Source organism: Streptococcus sp. k-90 (genome assembly GCF_013277565.1).
Lineage (GTDB): Bacteria > Bacillota > Bacilli > Lactobacillales > Streptococcaceae > Streptococcus.
Genome location: NZ_VMNE01000010.1, coordinates 21,593 through 46,453, shown reverse-complemented (window position 1 = coordinate 46,453; position 24,861 = coordinate 21,593). Strand labels below are relative to the sequence as shown.

Annotated in this window: 23 protein-coding genes; 18 read left to right on the top strand and 5 right to left on the bottom strand. The window is 42.5% G+C overall.

All coding sequences use genetic code 11. From position 1 onward, the window contains the following. Window positions 1–40: 40 nt before the first annotated feature. From HT734_RS03810 to ugpC, 15 genes are all read left to right on the top strand, one after another. A complete protein-coding gene (locus tag HT734_RS03810) occupies window positions 41–379 on the top strand; it encodes a type II toxin-antitoxin system RelE/ParE family toxin (RefSeq protein ID WP_061759512.1) in 339 nt (112 codons plus the stop codon). Then, a complete protein-coding gene (locus tag HT734_RS03805; protein ID WP_061759511.1) occupies window positions 372–1,457 on the top strand; it encodes a HigA family addiction module antitoxin in 1,086 nt (361 codons plus the stop codon). Before HT734_RS03810 ends, HT734_RS03805 begins: the two co-directional genes overlap by 8 nt. 141 nt (window positions 1,458–1,598) lie before the next feature. Continuing rightward, window positions 1,599–2,003 (top strand): YbgA family protein, encoded by a 405-nt coding sequence (locus HT734_RS03800; protein ID WP_061759510.1) that lies wholly within the window; start codon window positions 1,599–1,601, stop codon window positions 2,001–2,003. Continuing rightward, entirely contained in the window at window positions 1,987–2,352 is a 366-nt protein-coding gene (locus HT734_RS03795) for a TIGR02328 family protein (RefSeq protein WP_061759509.1), read from the top strand. Before HT734_RS03800 ends, HT734_RS03795 begins: the two co-directional genes overlap by 17 nt. Before the next feature lie 186 nt (window positions 2,353–2,538). After that, the gene (locus HT734_RS03790) at window positions 2,539–2,832 is read left to right on the top strand and encodes a helix-turn-helix transcriptional regulator (RefSeq protein WP_061759508.1); all 294 of its coding nucleotides are present in this window, start codon (window positions 2,539–2,541) and stop codon (window positions 2,830–2,832) included. A gap of 367 nt (window positions 2,833–3,199) precedes the next feature. Beyond that, entirely contained in the window at window positions 3,200–5,449 is a 2,250-nt protein-coding gene (gene metE, locus HT734_RS03785; RefSeq protein WP_061759507.1) for a 5-methyltetrahydropteroyltriglutamate--homocysteine S-methyltransferase, read from the top strand. A gap of 101 nt (window positions 5,450–5,550) precedes the next feature. After that, window positions 5,551–6,417 carry a methylenetetrahydrofolate reductase [NAD(P)H] gene (gene metF, locus HT734_RS03780; RefSeq protein ID WP_061759506.1) on the top strand — a complete coding sequence of 289 codons (867 nt, stop codon included), beginning with the start codon at window positions 5,551–5,553 and terminating at the stop codon, window positions 6,415–6,417. Window positions 6,418–6,912: 495 nt separating this feature from the next. Beyond that, window positions 6,913–9,126 (top strand): polyribonucleotide nucleotidyltransferase, encoded by a 2,214-nt coding sequence (gene pnp, locus HT734_RS03775; RefSeq protein WP_061759505.1) that lies wholly within the window; start codon window positions 6,913–6,915, stop codon window positions 9,124–9,126. Between the two features lie 15 nt (window positions 9,127–9,141). After that, complete coding sequence (gene cysE, locus HT734_RS03770; protein ID WP_061759504.1) at window positions 9,142–9,759, top strand: serine O-acetyltransferase; 618 nt, start codon at window positions 9,142–9,144, stop codon at window positions 9,757–9,759. 11 nt (window positions 9,760–9,770) lie between these two features. Then, the gene (locus tag HT734_RS03765) at window positions 9,771–10,655 is read left to right on the top strand and encodes a GNAT family N-acetyltransferase (RefSeq protein ID WP_061759503.1); all 885 of its coding nucleotides are present in this window, start codon (window positions 9,771–9,773) and stop codon (window positions 10,653–10,655) included. Window positions 10,656–10,956: 301 nt separating this feature from the next. Then, a complete protein-coding gene (locus tag HT734_RS03760) occupies window positions 10,957–11,478 on the top strand; it encodes a dihydrofolate reductase family protein (protein ID WP_061759502.1) in 522 nt (173 codons plus the stop codon). Between the two features lie 17 nt (window positions 11,479–11,495). Beyond that, window positions 11,496–12,839 carry a cysteine--tRNA ligase gene (cysS, locus tag HT734_RS03755; protein ID WP_061759501.1) on the top strand — a complete coding sequence of 448 codons (1,344 nt, stop codon included), beginning with the start codon at window positions 11,496–11,498 and terminating at the stop codon, window positions 12,837–12,839. Beyond that, entirely contained in the window at window positions 12,832–13,218 is a 387-nt protein-coding gene (locus HT734_RS03750; protein WP_061759500.1) for a Mini-ribonuclease 3, read from the top strand. The genes cysS and HT734_RS03750 overlap by 8 nt, the downstream gene beginning before the upstream one ends. Window positions 13,219–13,221: 3 nt before the next feature. Beyond that, window positions 13,222–14,091 carry a PucR family transcriptional regulator gene (locus tag HT734_RS03745; RefSeq protein ID WP_061759499.1) on the top strand — a complete coding sequence of 290 codons (870 nt, stop codon included), beginning with the start codon at window positions 13,222–13,224 and terminating at the stop codon, window positions 14,089–14,091. A 112-nt stretch (window positions 14,092–14,203) separates the two neighbouring features. Beyond that, window positions 14,204–15,334: a sn-glycerol-3-phosphate ABC transporter ATP-binding protein UgpC gene (ugpC, locus tag HT734_RS03740; RefSeq protein ID WP_000229946.1), complete on the top strand. Its 1,131-nt coding sequence runs from the start codon at window positions 14,204–14,206 to the stop codon at window positions 15,332–15,334. A 98-nt stretch (window positions 15,335–15,432) separates the two neighbouring features. On the opposite strand, the gene HT734_RS03735 is transcribed toward ugpC, so the two are convergent. The 5 genes from HT734_RS03735 to HT734_RS03715 form a co-directional block, all read right to left on the bottom strand. Further along, the gene (locus HT734_RS03735) at window positions 15,433–16,623 is read right to left on the bottom strand and encodes a ferric reductase-like transmembrane domain-containing protein (protein WP_173277496.1); all 1,191 of its coding nucleotides are present in this window, start codon (window positions 16,621–16,623) and stop codon (window positions 15,433–15,435) included. Window positions 16,624–16,765: 142 nt separating this feature from the next. Then, window positions 16,766–17,425 (bottom strand): amino acid ABC transporter permease, encoded by a 660-nt coding sequence (locus HT734_RS03730; protein ID WP_033689194.1) that lies wholly within the window; start codon window positions 17,423–17,425, stop codon window positions 16,766–16,768. Between the two features lie 9 nt (window positions 17,426–17,434). Further along, window positions 17,435–18,112 (bottom strand): amino acid ABC transporter permease, encoded by a 678-nt coding sequence (locus HT734_RS03725; RefSeq protein ID WP_173277495.1) that lies wholly within the window; start codon window positions 18,110–18,112, stop codon window positions 17,435–17,437. Between the two features lie 12 nt (window positions 18,113–18,124). Continuing rightward, complete coding sequence (locus HT734_RS03720) at window positions 18,125–18,919, bottom strand: transporter substrate-binding domain-containing protein (RefSeq protein ID WP_173277493.1); 795 nt, start codon at window positions 18,917–18,919, stop codon at window positions 18,125–18,127. A 10-nt stretch (window positions 18,920–18,929) separates the two neighbouring features. Then, window positions 18,930–19,688, bottom strand: coding sequence for an amino acid ABC transporter ATP-binding protein (locus HT734_RS03715; protein WP_173277491.1), 759 nt, complete (start codon window positions 19,686–19,688; stop codon window positions 18,930–18,932). A 176-nt stretch (window positions 19,689–19,864) separates the two neighbouring features. On the opposite strand from HT734_RS03715, the gene recJ reads away from it, so the two are divergent. From recJ to HT734_RS03700, 3 genes are all read left to right on the top strand, one after another. Further along, the gene (gene recJ, locus HT734_RS03710; RefSeq protein WP_061759554.1) at window positions 19,865–22,087 is read left to right on the top strand and encodes a single-stranded-DNA-specific exonuclease RecJ; all 2,223 of its coding nucleotides are present in this window, start codon (window positions 19,865–19,867) and stop codon (window positions 22,085–22,087) included. 172 nt (window positions 22,088–22,259) lie between these two features. After that, window positions 22,260–23,921, top strand: a complete 1,662-nt coding sequence (locus HT734_RS03705; RefSeq protein WP_061759495.1) for a ribonuclease J — start codon at window positions 22,260–22,262, stop codon at window positions 23,919–23,921. A gap of 66 nt (window positions 23,922–23,987) precedes the next feature. Then, the gene (locus tag HT734_RS03700; protein WP_173277489.1) at window positions 23,988–24,767 is read left to right on the top strand and encodes an alpha/beta hydrolase family protein; all 780 of its coding nucleotides are present in this window, start codon (window positions 23,988–23,990) and stop codon (window positions 24,765–24,767) included. Window positions 24,768–24,861: the final 94 nt, after the last annotated feature.

Here is a 24,861-nt window from a genome sequence, read left to right as displayed (position 1 = left end):
ATTACCTAAATGGTAATTTAAAATGAACAGAAAGGGACATATGAAGCTTATCTATACAAATAAAACTGTTGAAAAGCAGTGCACAGAGCTGAGGAGAGCGAAAAAGGATTTTTCGGATAAGGTTGCTGTAAAGTTGCATCTCTTGATCAACTTTTTGGAAGCGGCGGATTCTTTGGCCAGTGTGACCGCTTTTCCTAAACATCACTTTCACCAACTCAAGGGAAAGAGACAGGGGCAGTTTGCTTTAGATATAGATGGTCGAAGGAGTTCCTATCGCTTGATTGTGGGTTTTCGTGAGGAGGATCTAGAAAAGGTATTTCCTAGTCCTATTGAAATTGAAATCCTAAAAATAGAGGAGGTCAGCAATCACTATGAGTAATAAAATTGTTGAATACAAAGACCTGATTGCTTTTCATCCAGGTCAGTATGTCAGTGAGTTAATCGAAGATTATAACGTAACGCAGAAGGAATTTGCGGAGCGTTTGGGGGTTTCAGCAAAGACTGTCAGCAAGCTCGTCAATGCTGAGGAGTCCATCAGTAAAGAAACGGCTCATAAGTTAGCCAAGCTAAGCGGAGTTTCCATGCAAACCTGGCTCAATCTTCAAAACGCTTATGATGTAAAAGTAGCTGAGATTGCAGAGGAAAGAGAGCTTGAAGAAGGTAGCGAGAAAGAAATCTGTGAGCTGATTGATTTCAAGTATTTTAAGGAAGAAGGCTACGTTCCAGACAAACGCTATAGTTTGAAGGAAAAGATTGTCGAGCTTCGCAAGATTCTAGGTGTGGCAAGTTTAGAAAATCTTACATCTTTTAATCATCTAGTCAGCTATCGAAATACGCGTAAGTTCACGACTAAAAGTATAGTGAACTCCAATATTATGTTGGAGTTGGCGTCTAAAAAAGCACGTGATATAACGAGCACTAAGCTCAATCGTAGAAAGCTTGAGAGAAGCTTACCTGCTTTGAGAAAGTTGACCAGACAAGACCCAGAAGAATTTCCTCAACGCTTGTCTGATATTTTGTTAGAGTGTGGGGTTGTCCTAGTCGGTCTACCTGCCTTACCAAATGCCAATCTGAATGGAGCGACTAAAAAATTTAGTAATGGCAGTGCCTTGCTTTTACTCACAGATCGAAACAAAGCATCCGATATTTTCTGGTTCTCACTTTTTCATGAGATAGGACATATTCTAGAGAATGATTTTTCATCTGATGATGGAAATAGCGAATCTTACCGTCGTTCTGAGGAACAGGCAGACCAGTTTGCAAAAGATTTCTTGATTAGTCCAGAAGATTACCAGACTTTTGTCAAAAAAGGAAACTTTGATAAGTCAGACATTCTTCGCTTTTCTGAGGAGATAGATATTCATCCAAGCGTCGTTTTAGGCAGATTACAAAATGAGGGTATTCTCGGTTTTGACCGTTTCCGAGAACTAAAAGAAAATTATTACTTTGTTTCTTGAATCTATGGAAAGTTGTAGAAGATGAAAAAAGTTTCACACGGTTAGTAATTATTATTTCTTTTTTCGCTCATATTCCGCTCATTTTTAAGATATAACTTTGTTTCCATATTTCCAGGGAACTAGTAGAAAGTAAGGAGAAATATGGAAAATAACAACCAACGTGCCCTTTGCCAGCAACTCTGGGCTAGAAATAAATACCTCGTTTTGAGCCATTCTAGCAATATTTACAGTGAGGTTCGTCAGTATCTCAAGGATGAAGAGGTGGAGGTGAGTCAGGTACAAGAGATGATTGACCGTGCCTGTCAAATCCCAGAACATAGGGGTCAGGTCTGCAATGCCTTTCAGCATATTTGGGGCTATTTTAAAAAGAAAGCGACAGATGCTGAGCGCAAGGACTACATGCTCTTGCTGGATCGCTATCGCTTTGGTCAGGCTTCTAAGGAAGACTTGATCACTAAGACTCGAGACTTGCTTGAACGATATCCAAATACCTACTTGCAACATTCGACTTTATTGAAAGGAGATTGTCATGAGACTTTGGCATGAGGCTTTGATTTCACAGCTTCCTCGTCCTCAACTTTTGGGGCAACATCGAGAGTGCTGCGCCCTGCGTGGCAATGGCTGGGGCAGAAAGCATGCGACGGTTGACTATGTCTTTACCCACTCACCTTATCGTCTCTATGCCTATCATCGTTTGATCATGGAGGAGATGGCTGACCGTGACTACAATGTCAGTCTAGAGTGGCTGGACAAGAACTACCGTGGCAAGACTTGCCCTCTCTATGAAGATTTAGCAGAGGAGAAGTTGACTAGTCCAATATATAGCGAACATGACGATGCCTACTATGAGGAGTGTCTGGCTAATCTCCGAGAGAAGGGGATTGAGCTGAAGTAAACGTAAGGATTATCAGCATTTTATAACTCTTTTCGTAATTTTTTCGAATAATAAAGATGAGACCTTTAGAGTTTTTCTAAGGTCTTCTTTTTATGAGTGTTCAGATTTACTTTTAATAACTTTTAAGTTATAATTTTAAAAAAGCCAAGCGTGAACTGAAGGACTTAAAAGAAAGAGGGTTAAGTGATGAAGAATAGTGCTATTGGAAGTAACTGGAAGGATGTCCGCTCTGACCTTTTTACCAAGGAGGAAATTCTTGAAAGTGATATGCGAGTGGCTATCATGAGTGAGTTGATTGAGGCCAGACACGAACAAGGAATCAGTCAGAAAAAGTTAGAAGAACTTAGTGGAGTGAGCCAGCCTGTCATAGCTAGGATGGAAACAGGCAAGACTAGCCCTCAGTTGGATACAGTCTTAAAAGTCTTAGCCAGTTTAGGAAAGACACTAGTAGTTGTCCCACTCGAACAGGAAAAGAGTTGATTAGAGTAGACTCATACTCAATGAAAATCAAAGAGCAAACTAGGAAACTAGCCGCAGGCTGTACTTGAGTACGGCAAGGCGACGTTGACGCGGTTTGAATTTGATTTTCGAAGAGTATTATAGTCTTTTCTAATAACAAGTCATAGTCACTTATAAGAATTACTAATAACGCGTTTGAATCGTCTAACTGGAATAAAGCTATAAAACAAGCTACACAAAGGATTTGAGGCATTTGTCTCAAGTCTTTTTCTTTTGTCTAAAACAGAGATATAGTTTCAAACTATATCAAAGCCTAATTTTTTACAATTATACAGACGCTTTCTTTTCTGTTAAGATAGTTTCAACAACAAATTTTGGAGGACACATCATGTCAACTACAATCATCGGTTTCCCTCGTTTGGGCGAATTCCGCGAATTAAAATTTACAACTGAAAAATACTTTAGAAAAGAAATCTCAGAAGAAGAACTCTTGGCAGCAGCAAAAGACTTGCGTGCTAAACACTGGAACATTGTAAAAGAAAAAGGCATCACTGAAATCCCATCAAATGACTTTTCTCACTATGACAACTTCCTAGATGCAGCCTTCCTTTTCAACGTGGTACCTGCTTCAGTTCAAAATTTGGACTTGTCTGATCTTGAGCGTTACTTCGCTTTGGGACGTGGTTACCAAGGAGAAAAAGGGGATGTTCGCGCCCTTCCAATGAAGAAATGGTTCAACACTAACTACCACTATATCGTTCCTAAATTTGAAAAAGACACTCAAGTAAAATTGGCTGGACACAAGATTTTCGATGAGTTCCAAGAAGCAAAAGAACTTGGATTGAACACTCGTCCTGTTCTTGTAGGTCCATTCACTTTCCTTCAATTGTCAGACTTTGAAGAAGGCGTGAAAGCAGAAGACTTCGTAGACAGCTTAGTGGCTGCTTACCAAGATGTTTTTGCAAAATTGGCTGAATTTGGTGCAACTCGTATTCAATTGGACGAAGCGGCTCTTGTCAAAGACTTGACAGCTGAAGAAAAAGCTCTCTTCTTGAACCTCTACAACAAACTTTTGGCTGACAAAAAAGGTCTTGAAGTCTTGCTTCAAACTTACTTCGGAGACGTTCGTGATGTCTACGCTGACCTTGTAAACTTGCCAGTAGATGCTATCGGTCTTGACTTCGTTGAAGGTAAGAAAACTCTTGAATTGGTTAAAGGTGGTTTCCCAGCTGACAAGACTCTTTATGCAGGTATTGTCAATGGTAAAAACATCTGGCGCAACAATTACGAAAAGAGCTTGGCTGTTCTTGAGCAAATTCCAGCTGAAAACATTGTCTTGACAAGCTCATGCTCACTTCTTCATGTGCCATTTACAACAGCTAATGAAGAATTTGAACCAGCTATCTTGAACCACTTTGCCTTTGCAGTTGAAAAATTGGATGAGATTCGTGATTTGGATGCTATCCGCAATGGTCAAGGTGAAGAAGCACTTGCAGCCAACAAAGCACTCTTTGCGACTGAGCGTGTGGGTGAAAATGCAGAACTTCGTGCGCGTATCGCTGGATTGACGGACGCTGACTACACTCGTTTGCCAGCCTTTGCAGAACGTGAAGCTATCCAAGAAGAAGCTTTCAAACTTCCAGCTCTTCCAACAACAACTATCGGTTCATTCCCTCAAACTAAAGAAGTTCGTGCCAAACGTTTGGCTTACCGTAAAGGTGAATTGTCTCAAGAAGAGTACGACGCTTTCCTTGCTGAAACAATTGACGAATGGATCAAATGGCAAGAAGATATCGACTTTGATGTCCTTGTTCATGGTGAGTTTGAGCGTAATGACATGGTTGAGTATTTCGGTCAAAACTTGTCAGGTTACCTCTTCTCTAAAAATGGTTGGGTACAGTCATACGGTATGCGTGGGGTGAAACCACCAATCATTTGGGGTGATGTCACTCGTCTTAATCCTATTACTGTTAAATGGTCTAGCTATGCACAAAGCCGTACAAACAAACCTGTTAAAGGGATGTTGACTGGACCTGTTACCATCCTCAACTGGTCATTCCCACGTGAAGACATCTCTATCAAGGATTCTACTCTTCAAATCGCCCTTGCTATCAAGGATGAAGTGCTTGACCTTGAAGCTGCTGGTGTGAAAATCATCCAAATCGACGAGGCTGCTCTTCGTGAAAAATTGCCACTTCGTCGTAGCGACTGGTACGAAGACTACCTTGACTGGGCAATTCCTGCCTTCCGCTTGGTACACTCAACAGTAGCGCCAGACACACAAATCCACACTCACATGTGTTATTCAGAATTTACAGATATCATCCCAGCTATCGACAACATGGATGCAGATGTTATTTCCTTTGAAGCTAGCCGTTCAAACCTTGAAATCTTGGACGAACTCAAAGCGAAAAACTTCCAAACAGAAGTGGGACCTGGGGTTTACGATATCCACTCACCTCGTGTGCCTAATGAAGGCGAAATCGACAATACAATCGAAGCCATCCTTGCTAAAGTGCCAAGCAAGAAAGTTTGGATTAACCCAGACTGTGGTTTGAAAACACGTGGTATTCCAGAAACAAAAGAAAGCTTGATCCGCCTTGTTGAAGCAGCTAAAGCTGCGCGTGAGAAATTGTAAGATAGGATTTCTCAAGAAGCGCTGTTTGGTCAATCTACCTGTTTCACTTGGATTCTAGGAATCCAGCTAACGAAAAAAATCAACTAGAAAAGGATAAGACTATGTCACGCCAAACACCGTCACTCTCATTTGAAGTGTTCCCTCCAAACCCAGCAGTGGGTAATGATAACATTATTTCTGCTCTTCAAGATATGCAGGAGTTGGCTCCCCACTTTATCAGTGTGACTGCCAGCAATAATAAATTTAATATCAAGGAAACGACGGTCCGTTTGGCCGACTTTATCCAAAATGACTTAGCGATTCCGACTATTGCTCACTTGCCAGCCATCTATTTGACCAAGGACAAGGTTGCTGAAACCATTGCTGACTTGGACAAGGTTGGGGTGCAGAAAATCTTGGCTCTTCGTGGGGATATCATTCCAGATGTAGAGCCACAGAAAGATTTTCGCTACGCAACCGACTTGATTGAGTTCATTAAGGAACAAGCCCCTCACTTTGATATTATTGGAGCTTGCTATCCAGAAGGGCATCCAGATTCGCCAAATCAGATTTCAGATATCCAAAATCTCAAGAAGAAAGTGGATGCAGGCTGCTCGAGCCTTGTAACTCAGCTTTTCTTTGACAATGAGCGCTTCTATGATTTCCAAGACAAGTGTATCTTAGCTGGGATTGATGTTCCCATTCATGCAGGGATTATGCCAATTCTGAATCGAAATCAGGCTCTCCGCCTCTTGAAGACTTGTGAGAATATCCATCTTCCACGCAAATTTAAAGCCATCTTAGACAAGTATGATCATGACCCTGAGTCGCTCAGAGTAGCAGGACTTGCCTATGCAGTGGACCAAATCGTGGACTTGGTAACTCAGGATGTTGCAGGTGTGCATCTCTACACCATGAACAATGCGGATACAGCAAAATACATCCACCAAGCAACTCATGCCTTGTTTAATCATCAGTCTCTAGGATAATAAAAAGCAAACCATTCTTCTCAAGTGAGGGGAATGGTTCCTTTTTAATGGTACAGACCGCACTTTTTAAGAAAAATATGATAAAATAGACTCTGTACGTACTTGATACAAAGATGAGGGTATTTAAGTTTCAAAGGCTTTGTCGATTCTCAATTTTATGACAGAAATTTTTTAATAATTTGTTCTTTTCAGTATTTAGTTTGAGCGACACGAACGAGTCAAATCGATGTTATTTGACGTGAGAGTTAGTAAAGCATTTAGCTAATCGCCTAATAGCGGTTAGCGTGAAAGGATTAGATGCTTTAGCATCAAACCTTTCTAATGATTTGTATCTTGAAAGCTGAACATGCCTACAACTCTGTGTAAAACAGATAAACTGTCTTGTATTCATCGAAGACTTCGTCAGTTTCCTATTTTTACTTTGCTTTTGACGTCCTTGGTATCTTGATCTTTGTAGGCAAGACGTATAATATTATCAATCCAAAGGGGATTAAAATGACAAAACAAGTGTTTCAAACGACTTTTGCGGGTCGTGAGTTAATTGTAGAGACTGGTCAGGTTGCTAAGCAAGCAAATGGCTCTGTTGTCGTGCGTTATGGTGAGTCAACTGTCTTGACTGCGGCCGTGATGTCTAAAAAAATGGCAACTGGGGATTTCTTCCCGCTTCAAGTCAACTACGAAGAAAAAATGTATGCAGCTGGGAAGTTTCCTGGTGGCTTTATGAAACGTGAAGGACGTCCTTCAACAGATGCGACTTTGACAGCGCGTTTGATTGACCGTCCAATCCGTCCTATGTTTGCGGAAGGTTTCCGTAACGAAGTCCAAGTCATCAACACCGTGCTTTCTTATGATGAAAATGCTTCTGCACCAATGGCAGCTATGTTTGGTTCATCATTGGCACTTTCCATTTCAGATATTCCATTTGATGGTCCAATCGCTGGTGTCCAAGTGGGTTATGTGAATGGTCAAATCATCATCAACCCTACGCAAGAACAGGCAGAGCATTCTCTTCTTGAATTGACAGTAGCTGGTACCAAGCACGCCATCAACATGGTAGAGTCTGGTGCTAAAGAATTGTCAGAAGAAATCATGCTGGAAGCTCTCCTTAAAGGGCACGAAGCAGTTAAAGAATTGATTGCCTTCCAAGAAGAAATCGTTGCAGCAGTTGGTAAAGAAAAAGCAGAAGTAGAATTGCTTCGTGTGGACGCTGAATTGCAGGCTGAAATTATCGCAGCATACAACAGCGATCTCCAAAAAGCGGTCCAAGTAGAAGAAAAATTGGCCCGTGAAGCCGCAACTCAAGCAGTTAAGGACCAAGTAACTGCTGTTTACGAAGAAAAATATGCGGACCACGAAGAATTTGACCGTATCATGCGTGATGTGGCTGAAATCTTGGAACAAATGGAACACGCAGAAGTGCGTCGTTTGATCACAGAAGACAAGGTACGTCCTGATGGTCGTAAGGTCGATGAAATCCGTCCTTTGGATGCGGTTGTTGACTTCCTTCCTCGTGTACATGGTTCAGGTCTCTTCACTCGTGGGCAAACTCAAGCCCTTTCAGTCTTGACCTTGGCTCCGATGGGAGAAACTCAAATCATTGATGGTTTGGATCCAGAGTACAAGAAACGCTTTATGCACCACTATAACTTCCCACAATACTCTGTTGGGGAAACTGGTCGTTATGGTGCACCTGGTCGTCGTGAAATCGGTCACGGTGCTCTTGGTGAGCGTGCCCTTGCTCAAGTCTTGCCAAGCTTGGAAGAATTCCCATACGCTATCCGTTTGGTAGCAGAAGTCTTGGAATCAAATGGTTCTTCATCTCAGGCTTCTATCTGTGCTGGAACTCTTGCCCTTATGGCTGGTGGGGTGCCAATCAAGGCGCCAGTAGCTGGTATTGCCATGGGACTTATCTCAGATGGAAATAACTACACAGTCTTGACAGATATCCAAGGTTTGGAGGACCACTTTGGAGATATGGACTTTAAGGTTGCAGGTACTCGTGATGGGATTACAGCCCTTCAAATGGATATTAAGATTCAAGGGATCACTGCAGAAATCTTGACTGAGGCTCTTGCCCAAGCCAAGAAAGCGCGTTTTGAAATCCTTGATGTGATTGAAGCAACCATTCCAGAAGTTCGTCCAGAATTGGCTCCAACTGCTCCGAAAATTGATACTATTAAGATTGATGTGGACAAGATTAAGATTGTCATCGGTAAAGGTGGAGAAACCATCGATAAGATTATCGCTGAAACAGGCGTTAAGATTGATATCGATGAAGAAGGAAATGTGTCTATCTACTCTAGTGACCAAGATGCTATTAACCGTGCCAAAGAAATCATTGCTGGTTTGGTTCGTGAAGCCAAAGTGGATGAAGTTTACCGTGCTAAGGTTGTTCGTATCGAGAAATTTGGTGCCTTTGTTAACCTCTTTGACAAGACGGATGCCCTTGTTCATATCTCTGAAATGGCTTGGACGCGTACCAACAATGTCGAAGACTTGGTAGCAATCGGGGATGAAGTTGATGTTAAGGTTATCAAGATTGATGAAAAAGGACGTGTGGATGCTTCTATGAAAGCTCTTCTTCCTCGTCCTCCAAAACCTGAACGTGATGAAAAAGGTGAAAAATCAGAGCGTCCTCACCGTCCACGTCATCACAAGGGTCACAAACCTAAGAAAGAATTTACAGAAACACCAAAAGATTCAGAATAAGAAAAGGAGAAATGTATGGGATGGTGGCGCGAAACCATTGATATCGTAAAAGAAAATGATCCAGCGGCCCGCACCACTTTGGAGGTTTTGCTGACTTATCCAGGTGTCAAGGCCTTGGCGGCCCACCGTCTCTCGCATTTTCTCTGGAAGCATGGCTTCAAACTACTGGCTCGTATGCACAGTCAGTTTTGGCGCTTCTGGACTCAAATTGAGATTCATCCAGGTGCCCAGATTGATTCAGGTGTCTTTATCGACCACGGATCTGGCCTGGTGATTGGGGAGACAGCGATTGTTGAAAAAGGCGTTATGCTTTACCACGGAGTAACTCTTGGTGGAACTGGTAAGGATGTTGGCAAACGCCATCCGACCGTGCGAAAGGGAGCTCTCATCTCTGCTCATGCTCAAGTCATTGGACCGGTAGAAATCGGTGAAAATGCCAAAGTCGGTGCTGCAGCAGTTGTTGTAGCAGATGTTCCGAGTGATGTGACGGTTGTCGGAATTCCAGCTAAGATTGTCCGAGTGCATGGGCAAAAGGATGAACCAACCATTCACGAAGTTGAAGTGAAACGGGAATACTATGTCAATAAACTTGAGCAGGCTAAAGATGCCAGTCACAGATCTTCTGGTTTGTAGAGGATACCTATATGATTCAAGCAAGAAACAAGTTAAGCCAAGAGGAGTTATCTGAGGCGAAAAAACTAATTAACTGTTGCCAAAATTATGACGGTACCTATCGTGATCCCTATCTCTCTAACATGCTTAATTTTGACCCAAACATGCCCGCCTTTTTCCTTTATTATGAAAAAGGCGAACTTGTTGGTCTATTAACTGTCTATGCAGATGATCAAGATGTAGAAGTGACGATACTGGTTCATCCAGCTCATCGCCGTCAGGGAATTGCACATGTATTGTTTACTAGTTTTGAGAAAGAAACGGCTTCTTTCCCTATTCGTTCAGTTACTTTTCAGACAGAGCGTGTTTTTCTAGACCGCCATCCTGATTTTGTCAGTAACTGGGGATTGGTCGAGGACGAGTATACAGAAACCTGGTTAGGTAAGGATAGAAGACCTTATCCGTTAGCAAATGTTTCCAATCTTGAAGTTTTGTTAGCAGATAGTTCGTATCAGGAGCAAATTAGTCAGTTAAAATTTCAGGCATTTTCAGAGGAACATGAATCTAGAGAAGTTGTGAATAGATATGTCGCTGAAGCTCTGAAGGATCCAGAAAGTCGCCTATATATTTTATTAAAAAACGGTCAGGTTATTGGAACTTGCACGGTAGATTTATCGACTAATACGAATTACTTCTACGGTTTAGCAATAGCTGAGCTTGAACGTGGGAAAGGCTATGGAAGTTACTTAGCAAAATCCCTTGTCAACCAACTAATTGAACAAAATGACAAGGAATTTCAGATTGCAGTGGAAGATAGCAATGTAGGTGCCAAGTGCTTGTATGAAAAAATTGGCTTTGTCAAACAGACCCAGGTGGTTTATCTGAATGATAAAGGAGCAAGGGATTCCGAAGTGTAGAGACATTCGGACTGAAATTCAATTGAACTGTCAGTGATGAAATTAACTGTTCTTGGATTTTGGTTTTCCTGACTATTATTTTATGATTAAAATCTATGACACCTTGAGCCGGAAGTAGACAGGAGAGGTGCTTGAATGTTTAAGAATGAATCTTTCTGCTGCAGATTAGAATTGCTGTTGTCTGGCTTATTTTTCTTGTCCAGCAAGGATTTTGCTGAATACTTTGATTAACTGAGGTCCAATCATCTGGGTCTATCCCGCTAAGTGAAGGCGAAGCAGAACTAGAAAGGAAACTACAAGAATGGCAGTATATTTTTACGGCTGTGTCACCATGGATGGCTACTTGGCAGACAGCCAGCACAGGATAGACTGGTTGCATCAGCTTGGTTCTGTAGAGGATACAGGCTATGATGACTTTTACAGGCAAATGGATATCACCATCATGGGCAAACGGACCTTTGAGGAAATCCAAGATTTGCAAGATGTAGAACGTTTTTATCAAGCTACGGAAAACTATGTCTTTACGCATGATAGGCACCTGCCTGTCAGCAATTACCAGCCAGTAGCTGGGGATGTGGTGGACTTTGTTCACCAGATTGACAAAGGCAAAAATGTCTTTGTGATTGGTGGTAATTCCTTAGTAGGACCGCTCTTAGATGCAGATCTTTTCGACCACCTCATTATTCAGATAGCGCCCCTTATCCTAGGAAAGGGGGTTCCCCTCTTTACCCAAGAGGAAGGGCAGCGCTTTTACCAACTGGATAGCCTCAGACAATTTGGTCCTTTTGCAGAGCTGGTTTTCAGCCGAAAAAGTCAGAAATAGAGAAGGGAGTGGACCGCATGATTAAAATTTACGACACCATGTCTCGTGATTTGCGAGAATTTGTCCCGATTGAGGACGGCAAAGTCAAGATGTATGTTTGTGGGCCAACCGTGTACAACTATATCCACGTGGGGAATGCCCGCTCAACAGTGGCTTTTGATACCATTCGTCGCTATTTTGAGTATCGTGGGTACGAGGTTGCCTATATTTCCAATTTTACGGATGTGGATGATAAGATTATCAATCGTGCCAAGGAAGAAGGCATCACGCCTCAGGAGGTTGCTGACAAGTACATCGCTGCCTTTCGTGAGGATGTGACGGCCTTGGGTGTCAAACCTGCGACCCACCATCCGCGTGTGGTGGAGTTTATGGTGTATATCATCCGCTTTGTGGAAGATTTGATTGAAAAAGGCTTTGCTTACGAGAGTCAAGGAGATGTTTACTTCCGTGTGGAAAAATCTCACAACTATGCCAAGTTGGCCAATAAAACCCTGGAAGATTTGGAGCTGGGTGCTTCAGGTCGTACCGATGAAGAAACGGCTCGTAAGGAAAATCCTGTAGACTTTGCTTTATGGAAATCTGCCAAACCAGGAGAGATTTCTTGGGATAGTCCTTGGGGACCTGGTCGTCCGGGCTGGCACATCGAGTGTTCAGTCATGTCGACAGAGATTTTAGGTGATACCATTGATATCCACGGTGGTGGAGCCGACCTAGAGTTTCCTCACCATACCAACGAAATTGCCCAGTCAGAAGCCAAAACAGGCAAGATCTTTGCCAACTACTGGATGCACAACGGCTTTGTCAACATCGATAATGTCAAGATGTCCAAGTCCTTGGGGAACTTTATCACTGTGCATGATGCCCTTAAAACCCTTGATGGGCAAGTACTTCGTTTCTTCTTTGCGACACAGCATTACCGCAAGCCTATCAACTTTACGGAAAAAGCAGTGCGTGATGCCGAGACCAATCTCAAGTATCTAAAGAATACTTACGAGCAACCATTTACAGGAACTGTAGATGCTCAAGAGCTACAAGCATTTAAAGATAAGTTTGTAGCGGCTATGGATGAAGATTTCAATTCTGCTAACGGTATCACAGTAGTTTTTGAAATGGCCAAATGGATAAACTCTGGTAACTATGATGCAAGTGTTAAGAAAGCTCTTGCAGATATGTTGGAAGTCTTTGGAATTGTCTTTATTGAGGAAGTGCTGGATGAAGAGATTGAAGCCTTGATTCAAAAACGTCAAGAAGCGCGTGCCAATCGTGACTTTGCGACAGCGGACCAGATCCGTGACCAATTGGCTGCTCAAGGGATTAAACTCCTTGACACCAAGGATGGAGTGAGGTGGACACGTGATTGATGTCAATCTCATTAATGGGATTGCGTTAGCTTTTGAGGGGGACGCGGTGTATTCTATGTATATTCGCCGTCACCTCATCCTCAAAGGTATGACCAAACCCAATAAACTCCACCAAGAAGCGACCAAGTATGTGTCAGCCAAAGCTCAGGCTCGCCTGATTTCCCTTATGTTGGAGGAGCAAGTACTGACGGAAAAAGAAGAAGCAATCTACAAACGTGGCCGCAATACCAATAGTCATACCAAGGCCAAAAATGCTGATGTGGTGACTTACCGTATGTCCACAGGTTTTGAAGCAGTCATGGGCTATCTCCATATGACTGAAAATCTGGAACGTCTTGAGAGCTTGATTTCGTGGTGCATCCAAAAAGTGGAGGGCTAGGATATGATGGTAAAAGAACTACAAGACTGGTTTCCTGAGGCTCAGATTTCAGACCAACCAGTAGAGAAAGAGGGCTATCTCATTCTCCCTTTAGCTTCTCAGCAGTGGATTTTGCTGGAGGAAGCTGGACTCAGCGAGCGTGAAAAGCAGTTGGTTGCCCTTTTGACCCAGCAGGAGCAGGCTCGTTCGCTCAATCCTTGGTATTCTTTTCTGATGGAGAGCAAGGGACAGGCACCACAAACTTTTAAAAAGATTCAGTTGGTTTATTGTCATCTTTCCTATTTTCAGCAGGAAAATCTAGCTTCTTGGCTAGATATGATGCGGACTCTTTTTCCGAACTGTCAGGCGGTGCTTCAAGTCGGAGCTCAGGACTATGTTTTCGTGCTTCAACAAGATAAATACACTTCTGTACGAGCTATTTTAAGTGATACGATTGAAGCGGTTGAGTATGACTTTGGATTGCGTCTGTCTATCATGTTAGGCCAGGTTTGGTCTCAGACGGGACATCAAGCCCTATCAGACTTGATTAAAGCGGAGAGGGATTTGTTTAAGACTTGGTGGCGTCAGGGTCACCAAGGTGTTCATACCTTTTCTCAGCTCTATCTTTGGAGTATGGGGGAACGGCTTGTAGATTTGAGAGTAATCAAGGAATGTCTACACCAGATGATTTTGGATCAAGACCAGATTCAGGAAATCATTCTCTCCCTTTGGGAAAACAGTGCTGTCCTAACAAAAACAGCCCAGCAACTCTATCTGCATCGTAATTCTCTCCAATACAAGATTGATAAGTGGGAAGAATTAACAGGGCTTCAGTTGAAGGAATTGACCGACCTGACCTTGTGTTATCAATTGATTTTACCAGATATTCTCTAAAGTTTTGTGCAAGTTGCACAGAACTTTTTTATTTTTTTGGTCACCTTGCCATAGAAATGTAAAGCGTTTTCATCTATAATAAAACTATCAAAAGACAAAAGGAGTTCACCTCATGGTAGAATTGAATCTTAAAAACATTTACAAAAAATATCCAAACAGCGAACACTACTCAGTTGAAGACTTCAACTTGGACATCAAAGACAAAGAATTTATCGTTTTCGTAGGTCCTTCAGGATGTGGTAAATCAACTACTCTTCGTATGATTGCAGGTCTTGAAGATATTACAGAAGGAACTGCATCTATCGATGGCGTGGTTGTCAACGACGTAGCTCCAAAAGACCGCGACATCGCCATGGTATTCCAAAACTACGCTCTTTACCCACACATGACTGTTTATGACAACATGGCTTTCGGTTTGAAATTGCGTAAATACAGCAAGGAAGACATCGACAAACGTGTGCAAGAAGCAGCTGAAATCCTTGGATTGAAAGAATTCTTGGAACGTAAACCAGCTGACCTTTCAGGTGGTCAACGTCAACGTGTTGCCATGGGTCGTGCAATCGTCCGTGACGCAAAAGTATTCTTGATGGACGAGCCTTTGTCAAACTTGGATGCAAAACTCCGTGTATCAATGCGTGCTGAAATCGCTAAAATCCACCGTCGTATCGGGGCTACAACTATCTACGTAACTCACGACCAAACAGAAGCGATGACACTTGCAGATCGTATCGTTATCATGTCAGCAACTAAGAACCCTGCTGGTACAGGTACTATCGGACGTGTAGAACAAATCGGTTCTCCTCAAGAAGTTTACAAAAACCCAGTTAACAAATTCGTTGCAGGATTCATCGGAAGTCCAGCAATGAACTTCATCAATGTGAAATTGGTTGGTAGCGAAATTATTTCAGACGGTTTCCGTTTGAAAGTTCCAGAAGGCGCTTTGAAAGTACTTCGTGAAAAAGGCTATGAAGGTAAAGAATTGATCTTCGGTATTCGTCCAGAAGATGTGAATGCAGAACCTGCTTTCCTTGAAACATTCCCAGAATCAGTTGTAAAAGCGACTATTTCTGTATCTGAATTGCTTGGTTCAGAATCTCACCTTTACTGCCAAGTTGGTAAAGACGAATTCGTTGCCAAAGTTGACGCTCGTGACTACTTGCAAACAGGTGCAACAGTTGAACTTGGCTTTGACTTGAATAAAGCTCACTTCTTCGATGTAGAAACTGAAAGAACAATTTACTAAGATAAATAAAACTCAAAACACTGCTAGAGAAATCTGGCAGTGTTTTTGAGTGTTTGCGTAGAAAAAACTCCTGGGAAATTCCAGGAGAATGTAGTTGGTTATTTGAACTTGAATCCTTCGTAAATAAGCTCTGCTTTTGGATTTTGTTTCTTAATCTGTTTAGCGAGTGAATTCATCATAGAAAGAGGACCACACATATAGACGCTTACATGTTCGGGCACTTCTTTTTGTTCAAAATGAAGATAGCCATCTTTTGTACTGTCTACTAGATGGAGTTCAAAATTAGGACTTTTCTGAGCATAGTCACGAAGCAAATCTAGATAGACTGCATTTTCCTCTCCACGGAAGCTATAGTAGAAGTGAATCTGTTTATCTAAAATAGGATGTTCACGGATGTAAGAGATGAAGGGGGTGATCCCAATACCTCCAGCAATCCAAACTTGATTTTCTCGTCCTTCTTCTATAATCATGTGTCCGTAAGCTCTGTCTACGCTTACTTTGCTGCCGACTTGAAGATTGTCATAGATATTCTTGGTATGGTCGCCTGAATTTTTGACAGTAAAGTAAAGAGTTTGACCATGACCTCCTGAGATAGAAAAGGGATGCGGAGCACTTTCAAAACCTTCTTGGAAAATCTTTAGGAAGGCAAATTGTCCTGATTGATAGTTGAAAGGTCTGCTAAGATGGATTTGAATTTCCCTAGTATCGTGATTCAAGCGTTTGAGGTTGGTAATTTTCCCTAGATAGGGGAAGCCAATCTTTTGATATAGAAAAATGATATAAAAACCAGCTAGCAAGCCTAAAAGGGCATAGCTACTAACAAGAAAACTTAGAAGATTAAATGTAAGGAGACGATTGCCCATCATCATGTAGACGTGAAAGAGTCCAAAAATATAAGCTAGGTAAACCAGGCGGTGAATCCATCGCCAAGCTTCGTATTGGATGTATTTGCCTAAATAGGCGACAAGGATGATGCTGACAAAGATATAGATGGCAAGGTTGCCAAACTGAGCAGCTAATCGAGAGCCCCACAAACCGCCCATACTAAAATTATGAAAGATTAGTAGGATGATGGAGAGAAGGGCTGTGAATTTGTGGACGGTGTAGACCTTCTCCAAACCGTGAAACCAACTTTCTAGTAGTGGGAGACGAGTGGCTAGGATAAAAGTCAGAGATAGGCTTGTTAAAGCTAGCCCTGGAATCATGAATTGGGGAGAAGTGTTCATCCAAGTCAAAATAGTCAAGATAAAACTAGCTATGATAAAGAGTAATCCTTTGATTGATTTCATAGAAAATTCCATTTCATTTAGATTTGATTTGTTGTAAACGAATTTGTTACATTTTATCATAGAAAAAGTATGGTGTCAAATTGATGTCTATAAATATCTGCTATCATTAAAAAACTCTCCAATTGAACTGGAGAGTGGCTGTTTATTCTGCGGCTTGTTGCCAACGTTTTGCTAGCATATGAGACAGGCTCGAAATTGCTAGGTTAAAGCTGAAGTAGATGAGGGCAATCAGGATATACAGACTGAACACTTGCTCTGGTTCGAAATAACGGCCCATGAGAATTTGGCTGGCTCCAAAGAGTTCTTGTAGGGCGATAACAGAGTAGAGGAGGCTGGTATCCTTAATCACGGTAACAAACTGAGAAATGATGGCTGGCAGCATTTTACGAATAGCTTGTGGAAGAATGATGTGGTAGAGGATTTGGGCTGAGGTGAAGCCTTGTGACATTCCTGCTTCGTACTGTCCCTTGTCTACGGCATTGAGACCACCTCGGATAATCTCAGCCAAGGCTGCTGATGTAAAGAGAGTAAAGGCAGTGATTCCTGCTGGAGTGGACTTCATCTTGAAAACCAAAAAGATAGTAAAAATCCAGAGGAGGTTGGGAACGTTACGCACAAACTCGATATAAATGCTGGAGATGATACGTAAGACAGGATTTTTCCCATTTCTCATGACGGCTAGCACCGTTCCGATAAGGGTAGAGAGGACGATGGCAATCAGAGAAATATAGAGGGTCAAGCCAAATCCTTTAAAGATAAAGATTAGGTTATCTGGGGTCAAAACTTCTAAAATGGATTCCATAGTAACCTCCTAAAGTGAATAGGCTTTTTTGTTGGCTTGCTCCATCTTGCGACCAAACTGGGCAACAGGGAAGCATAGAGAGAAGTAGAGCAGGGCAGCGCCTAGAAAGGCTGGGATATAGTTTCCGTTAAGAGCCGACCAAGATTTGGTTACAAACATCAAGTCCACTCCAGAAATGATAGCGACTGTCGAGGTGTTTTTGATGAGGTTAACGATTTGGTTGGTCAAAGGAGGGAGAATGATACGGAAGGCCTGAGGCAAGATAATCAAGCGCATGGCACTGATATAGGTAAACCCTTGCGACAAGGCGGCCTCCATCTGACCGCTAGGAATAGACTGAATACCTGAGCGAATCGCCTCAGCGATATAGGCTCCGTGATAGAGCCCTACGCAGAGTACAGCTGTCCAATAAATCGGAATCATGATGATGTGGTCACTGATAAGAGGTAGACCATAAAAAACGATGACAAACTGCACCAAGAGGGGAGTGTTTTGGTAAAATTCGACAAAGATGCGAGCCAAAATTCTCAATATTGGATGCTTGCTGGTTGACATGGCTCCAAAGAAGATGCCCAAGACCATTGCGAGGATAAAGGATCCGATCGCTAGGGCAAGGGTGAAGAGGAAACCATTGAAAAATTGTCCAAAATCCTGAAAATAGGCTGTCCAAGATGATAAATCTGTCATGGGGTGTCCTCCTTAATCTGCAGTATGGCTAGATGGTTTGAGCTTGTAACGGTCATAAAGTTTTTGCAAACTGCCATCCTTACTCCATTTAGTAACCAAGTTATCGAGATAGTCGTTGAGCTCTGTATTTGATTTCTTGGTAACGATACCGTAGTCAGATGGCTTGAAACTATCATCTAGTAGTACTGTTCGTTTACTGATATAGCCAGATAGAATCGAGCGGTCAACGGAAAAAGCATCAATACGGTGAGCATGAAGGGACGTAATCAATTCTGGGTAGGAACCCAGTTCGACGAATTTAAAGGTCAATCCTTTCTTTTTACCCAGTTCGGTAATCAAACGCTGAGTAATGGAACCTTGGGCAACTCCGATAGTTTTTCCGTTTAGTTCCTCAATGCTTTTGATTTTGGCAGACTTATTGACCAAAAAGCCAGATGCGTCCGTGTAGTAGGGGCTGGTGAAGTTGTAGAGTTTTTTGCGTTCGTCTGTGATGGTAAAGGTCGCGATATCCATATCGACTTGTTCATTGTCTAGAAGTGGTCCACGAGTTTGTGCGGTAACAGGCACATAGCGAACCTTGACCTTGAGTTCATCTGCTACCATCTTGGCCAAGTCTGTTTCGATACCAGAATAGGTCCCTGTCTTAGGATCCTTGTAACCAAAATTAGGAACGTCTTGTTTGACACCGACAACTAGCTCGCCTCTTTTTTGAATATCTGTAACGCTGGTATTAGCCTGAACTGGTTTTGCAGCAGCAAGGCTGAAAAGGCTAATCAATATTGCTGATAAAAAGAATTTCTTTTTCATAAACGCCTCCTTATTTTACTTTGTCACTTTCGTGGTTGATGATTTTGCTGAGAAATTGTTGGGCACGAGGTTCGCTTGGATTGTCGAAAAAGTCATCAACATCTGTTGTATCTACTAAAACCTCTCCGTCAGCCATAAAGATGATGCGGTCGGCAACTTCATGGGCAAAGCCCATTTCATGAGTAACGACAATCATATTCATACCATCGTGGGCCAATTTTTGCATAACTGCTAGAACATCGCCGATGGTTTCAGGGTCAAGGGCAGATGTTGGTTCATCGAAGAGGAGGAGTTCAGGATGCATAGCGAGTCCACGTGCGATGGCAATCCGTTGTTTTTGTCCACCAGATAGCATGGCTGGATAAGAATCTTTTTTGTCCCACATATTTACAAATTCCAGATATTTTTGGGCTATTTTTTCAGCTTCTTTTTTATCAATTCCTAGAACTTTTATGGGTGCAAGTGTTACATTTTCTAACACAGTTTTGTGGGGGTAGAGATTGAAATGCTGGAAAACCATGCCGACTTCCTTGCGAAGAGGCACCAAATCTTTCTGGCTGGCACCAGCAACTTGGTGACCATTTACTAGAAGACTTCCTTTGTCAACAGCCTCCAGACCATTAATGGTACGGATCAGAGTGGATTTACCAGAACCAGATGGTCCAAGGAGGACAACGACTTGCCCTTTTTCAAAACGGAGATTGATGTCGCGGAGTGCGTGGTAGTCTCCGTAATATTTTTCGACGTGTTCAAATTCTACTAAAGCCATAAGGAATCTCCTTTGTGTTAGATTTTATAACATGATTCTACACCAAAAGATTTTTCTTGTCAAATCATATCAGAAAAAAGTTAGTAAAATTTTTGTAGAAAGCAATCAGGATAGAGAAAAAGCCTAAATCATGTTATAATGAAGCGATAGAATTCTTAGAAAGAGTGGATGTCTTTTTGATAACACCTACTTATGAATGGCAGTTTGCCCCGCAAGTAGAAGATGCGGATTTTACAAAGATAGCCAAGAAGGCTGGACTGGGTCCTGAGGTGGCTCGGTTATTATTTGAGAGAGGGATTCAGAAGCAAGAAAGTTTGAAGAAGTTTTTAGAACCTTCCTTGGAGGACTTGCATGATCCTTATCTGCTCCATGATATGGACAAGGCAGTGGAACGGATCCGTCAGGCCATTGAAGAAGGGGAAAATATTCTCGTCTATGGAGATTACGATGCGGATGGCATGACTTCGGCTTCTATTGTGAAGGAAAGTTTGGAACAGCTTGGTGCTGAGTGCCGTGTTTACTTGCCCAATCGTTTTACAGACGGTTATGGACCTAATGCCAGTGTCTATAAGTACTTCATCGAGCAAGAAGGAATTTCCTTGATTGTGACAGTGGATAATGGAGTTGCTGGTCACGAGGCTATTGAACTGGCTCAGTCGATGGGGGTCGATGTCATTGTGACTGACCACCATTCTATGCCTGAAACCTTACCAGATGCCTATGCTATTGTCCATCCTGAGCATCCAGATGCGGACTATCCTTTTAAATATTTGGCTGGCTGCGGAGTGGCCTTCAAGTTAGCTTGTGCCCTGTTAGAAGAAGTTCAAGTGGAACTGCTTGATTTGGTCGCTATTGGTACCATTGCAGATATGGTTAGTTTGACGGATGAAAACCGCATTTTGGTTCAATACGGCCTGGAAATGTTGGGGCATACTCAACGAATTGGTCTACAAGAAATGATGGATATGGCTGGGATTGCTGCCAACGAAGTGACAGAAGAGACAGTTGGTTTCCAGATTGCCCCTCGTTTGAATGCCTTGGGGCGCTTGGATGATCCTAATCCAGCCATTGATTTGCTTACTGGCTTTGATGATGAGGAAGCGCATGAGATTGCCCTCATGATTCATCAGAAAAACGAAGAGCGCAAGGAGATCGTCCAGTCTATCTATGAAGAAGCTAAGACCATGGTGGACCCTGAGAAGAAGGTCCAAGTCTTGGCCAAGGAAGGCTGGAATCCTGGGGTTCTGGGTATCGTGGCTGGTCGTTTGTTGGAAGAACTAGGGCAGACAGTTATTGTTCTTAATATAGAGGACGGTCGTGCCAAGGGTAGTGCTCGTAGTGTGGAAGCGGTCGATATTTTTGAGGCTCTGGATCCTCATAGAGACCTCTTCATAGCCTTTGGTGGCCATGCTGGCGCAGCAGGAATGACGCTGGAAGTGGAGAAACTCTCAGATTTATCTCAGGTCTTGGAAGATTATGTCCGTGAAAAAGGCGCAGATGCTACTGGCAAGAATAAGTTAAACCTAGATGAAGAGTTGGATTTGGAGACTTTGAGTCTTGAAACAGTCAAGAACTTTGAGCGCTTGGCACCTTTTGGAATGGATAATCAGAAACCTGTCTTTTATATCAAGGATTTTCAGGTCGAAAGTGCCCGTACTATGGGAGCAGGCAATGCTCATCTCAAGTTGAAAATTTTCAAAGGTGAGGCGAGTTTTGAAGTGGTAGCATTTGGACAAGGTAGATGGGCAACAGAATTTGCTCAAACCAAGAATCTAGAGTTAGCAGTCAAATTGTCTGTCAACCAATGGAATGGCCAAACTGCCCTCCAGTTGATGATGGTGGATGCGCGTGTGGAGGGGGTTCAACTCTTTAATATCCGTGGAAAAAATGCAGTCTTGCCAGAAGGGGTTCCAGTCTTGGATTTTGCTGGAGAATTGCCGAATCTGGCGACTAGTGAAGCTATTGTCGTGAAAACCATTCCTGAGGATATTACCCTGCTGAAGACCATTTTTCAGGAACAGCATTTCTCTGCTGTTTATTTCAAAAACGACATTGACAAGGCCTACTATCTGACGGGGTATGGGACTAGAGAGCAGTTTGCTAAATTGTACAAGACCATCTACCAGTTTCCAGAGTTTGATATTCGCTACAAGCTGAAAGACTTGGCTGCTTATCTCAATATCCAACAAATCTTGCTGGTCAAGATGATTCAAGTATTTGAAGAGTTAGGCTTTGTGACGATCACAGATGGTGTCATGACAGTGAATAAAGAGGCGCCAAAGCGGGAAATCGGAGAAAGTCAGATTTACCAAAATCTCAAACAAACCGTCAAAGATCAAGAAATGATGGCGCTAGGTACCGTGCAAGAAATTTATGACTTTTTAATGGAAAAAGAGTAGACGTAGGAAAGAGTTGGGCAACCAGCTCTTTTTTGAAAACGAATCTTCATTTTGAAAATCATCAAAAAAATGGTATAATGGTAGGAAAAGATTCGGCTAAAAGTAATAGTGCTTTTAGAATAAAAGGGCAAGTAACCCTATAATCAAGATAAACTAAGCTTTCGGAGGAAAAATGAGTAATATCAGTTTAACAACACTTGGTGGTGTACGTGAAAATGGGAAAAATATGTATATCGCTGAAATCGATGGGTCTATTTTCGTTTTGGATGCAGGTCTGAAATACCCTGAAAATGAACAACTAGGGGTGGATGTAGTTATTCCAAATATGGACTACCTTTTTGAAAATAGTGACCGTATCGCAGGGGTCTTCTTGACTCACGGGCATGCGGATGCCATTGGTGCTCTTCCTTATCTCTTGGCTGAAGCCAAGGTACCTGTATTTGGTTCTGAGTTGACCATTGAGTTGGCCAAACTCTTTGTCAAAGGGAATGATGCGGTTAAGAAATTTAATGATTTCCATGTGATTAATGAGGATACGGAGATTGATTTTGGAGGGACTGTGGTATCCTTCTTCCGTACGACCCACTCTATCCCAGAAAGTCTGGGTGTGGTCTTGAAGACAGCTGAAGGTAGCATCGTTTATACAGGTGACTTCAAATTTGACCAGACAGCTAGTGAATCCTATGCGACAGACTTCGCTCGTTTGGCAGAAATCGGTCGTGATGGAGTTCTAGCTCTGCTTAGCGATTCAGCCAATGCAGACAGCAATATCCAAGTGGCTAGCGAAAGTGAAGTTGGGGACGAAATCACTCAAACTATTGCAGATTGGGATGGTCGTATTATCGTTGCGGCGGTAGCCAGCAACCTTTCTCGTATCCAGCAGGTGTTTGACGCTGCGGATGCAACAGGTCGTCGTGTGGTCTTGACAGGATTTGATATTGAAAATATCGTCCGCACTGCTATTCGTCTTAAGAAATTGTCTCTAGCTAACGAGAGTCTTTTGATTAAACCGAAAGACATGTCTCGCTTCGAGGATCATGAGTTGATCATCCTTGAGACAGGCCGTATGGGTGAGCCTATCAACGGTCTTCGCAAGATGTCGATTGGTCGCCATCGTTATGTGGAAATCAAGGATGGTGATTTGGTCTATATCGTAACGACTCCGTCTATCGCCAAAGAAGCAGTTATGGCGCGTGTGGAAAATATGATTTACCAAGCTGGCGGAGTTGTCAAGCTTATCACCCAAAACTTACGTGTGTCAGGCCACGGAAATGCGCGTGATTTGCAATTGATGATCAATCTCTTGCAACCCAAGTATCTCTTCCCAATTCAAGGGGAATATCGTGAGTTGGATGCCCATGCTAAGGCTGCCATGGCGGTTGGTATATTGCCAGAACGTATTTTCATCCCTAAAAAGGGAACCAGCATGGCTTATGAGAATGGAGACTTTGTCCCAGCTGGTGCAGTTTCGGCAGGGGATGTCTTGATTGACGGAAATGCCATCGGTGATGTTGGTAATGTGGTTCTTCGTGACCGTAAGGTCTTGTCAGAGGATGGGATTTTCATCGTCGCAATCACCGTTAACCGTCGTGAGAAGAAAATTGTAGCCAAGGCTCGTGTTCATACGCGTGGATTTGTTTATCTCAAGAAGAGTCGCGATATTCTCCGTGAAAGTTCAGAATTGATTAACCAAACGGTAGAAGACTATCTTCAAGGAGAAGACTTTGACTGGGCAGATCTTAAAGGGAAGGTTCGGGATACTCTGACCAAGTATCTTTTTGATCAAACTAAGCGTCGTCCAGCAGTTCTACCAGTAGTCATGGAAGCAAAATAATCGTTGAAATAAACAGAGGGAAAGTCGAATTTCGGCTTTTTCTTATCGGAAAATAGAGGAAAAAATATGGCAGTAATGAAAATAGAGTATTACTCACAAGTTTTGGATATGGAGTGGGGGGTGAATGTCCTTTACCCTGATGCCAATCGAGTGGAAGAACCAGATTGTAAAGACATTCCCGTCTTGTACCTCTTGCACGGGATGTCTGGTAATCATAATAGTTGGCTCAAGCGGACCAATGTGGAACGCTTGCTTCGAGGCACTAATCTTATCGTCGTCATGCCCAATACCAGCAACGGTTGGTACACCGATACCCAGTATGGTTTTGACTACTACACAGCTCTAGCAGAGGAATTACCAGAGGTTTTGAAACGCTTCTTCCCTAATATGACCAGCAAGCGTGAAAAGACCTTTATCGCTGGTCTCTCTATGGGAGGCTATGGCTGCTTTAAACTGGCTTTTGCTACAAATCGTTTTTCTCATGCAGCTAGTTTTTCAGGTACACTTAGCTTTGAAGATTTTTCTCCTGAGAGTCAAAATTTGGGTACGCCAGCTTACTGGAGAGGTGTGTTTGGGGAAATTAAAGATTGGACCACTAGCCCTTATTCTCTTGAAAGTCTGGCAAAAAAATCAGATAAACAGACCAAGCTTTGGGCTTGGTGTGGCGAGCAAGATTTCTTGTATGAAGCCAATAATCTGGCAGTGAAAAACCTCAAAAAACTAGGCTTTGATGTGACCTATAGCCATAGCGCTGGAACTCATGAGTGGTATTATTGGGAAAAACAATTGGAAGGTTTTTTAGCAACCCTACCAATTGATTTCAAATTGGAAGAGAGATTGAGCTAGTTTTTTATAAATAAACTACCATTTATAGTTATTCTTGGCTTAAAAACAATTATGGAAGTCTATTTTCACTAGACTTTTTAATCGAAAATAGTAA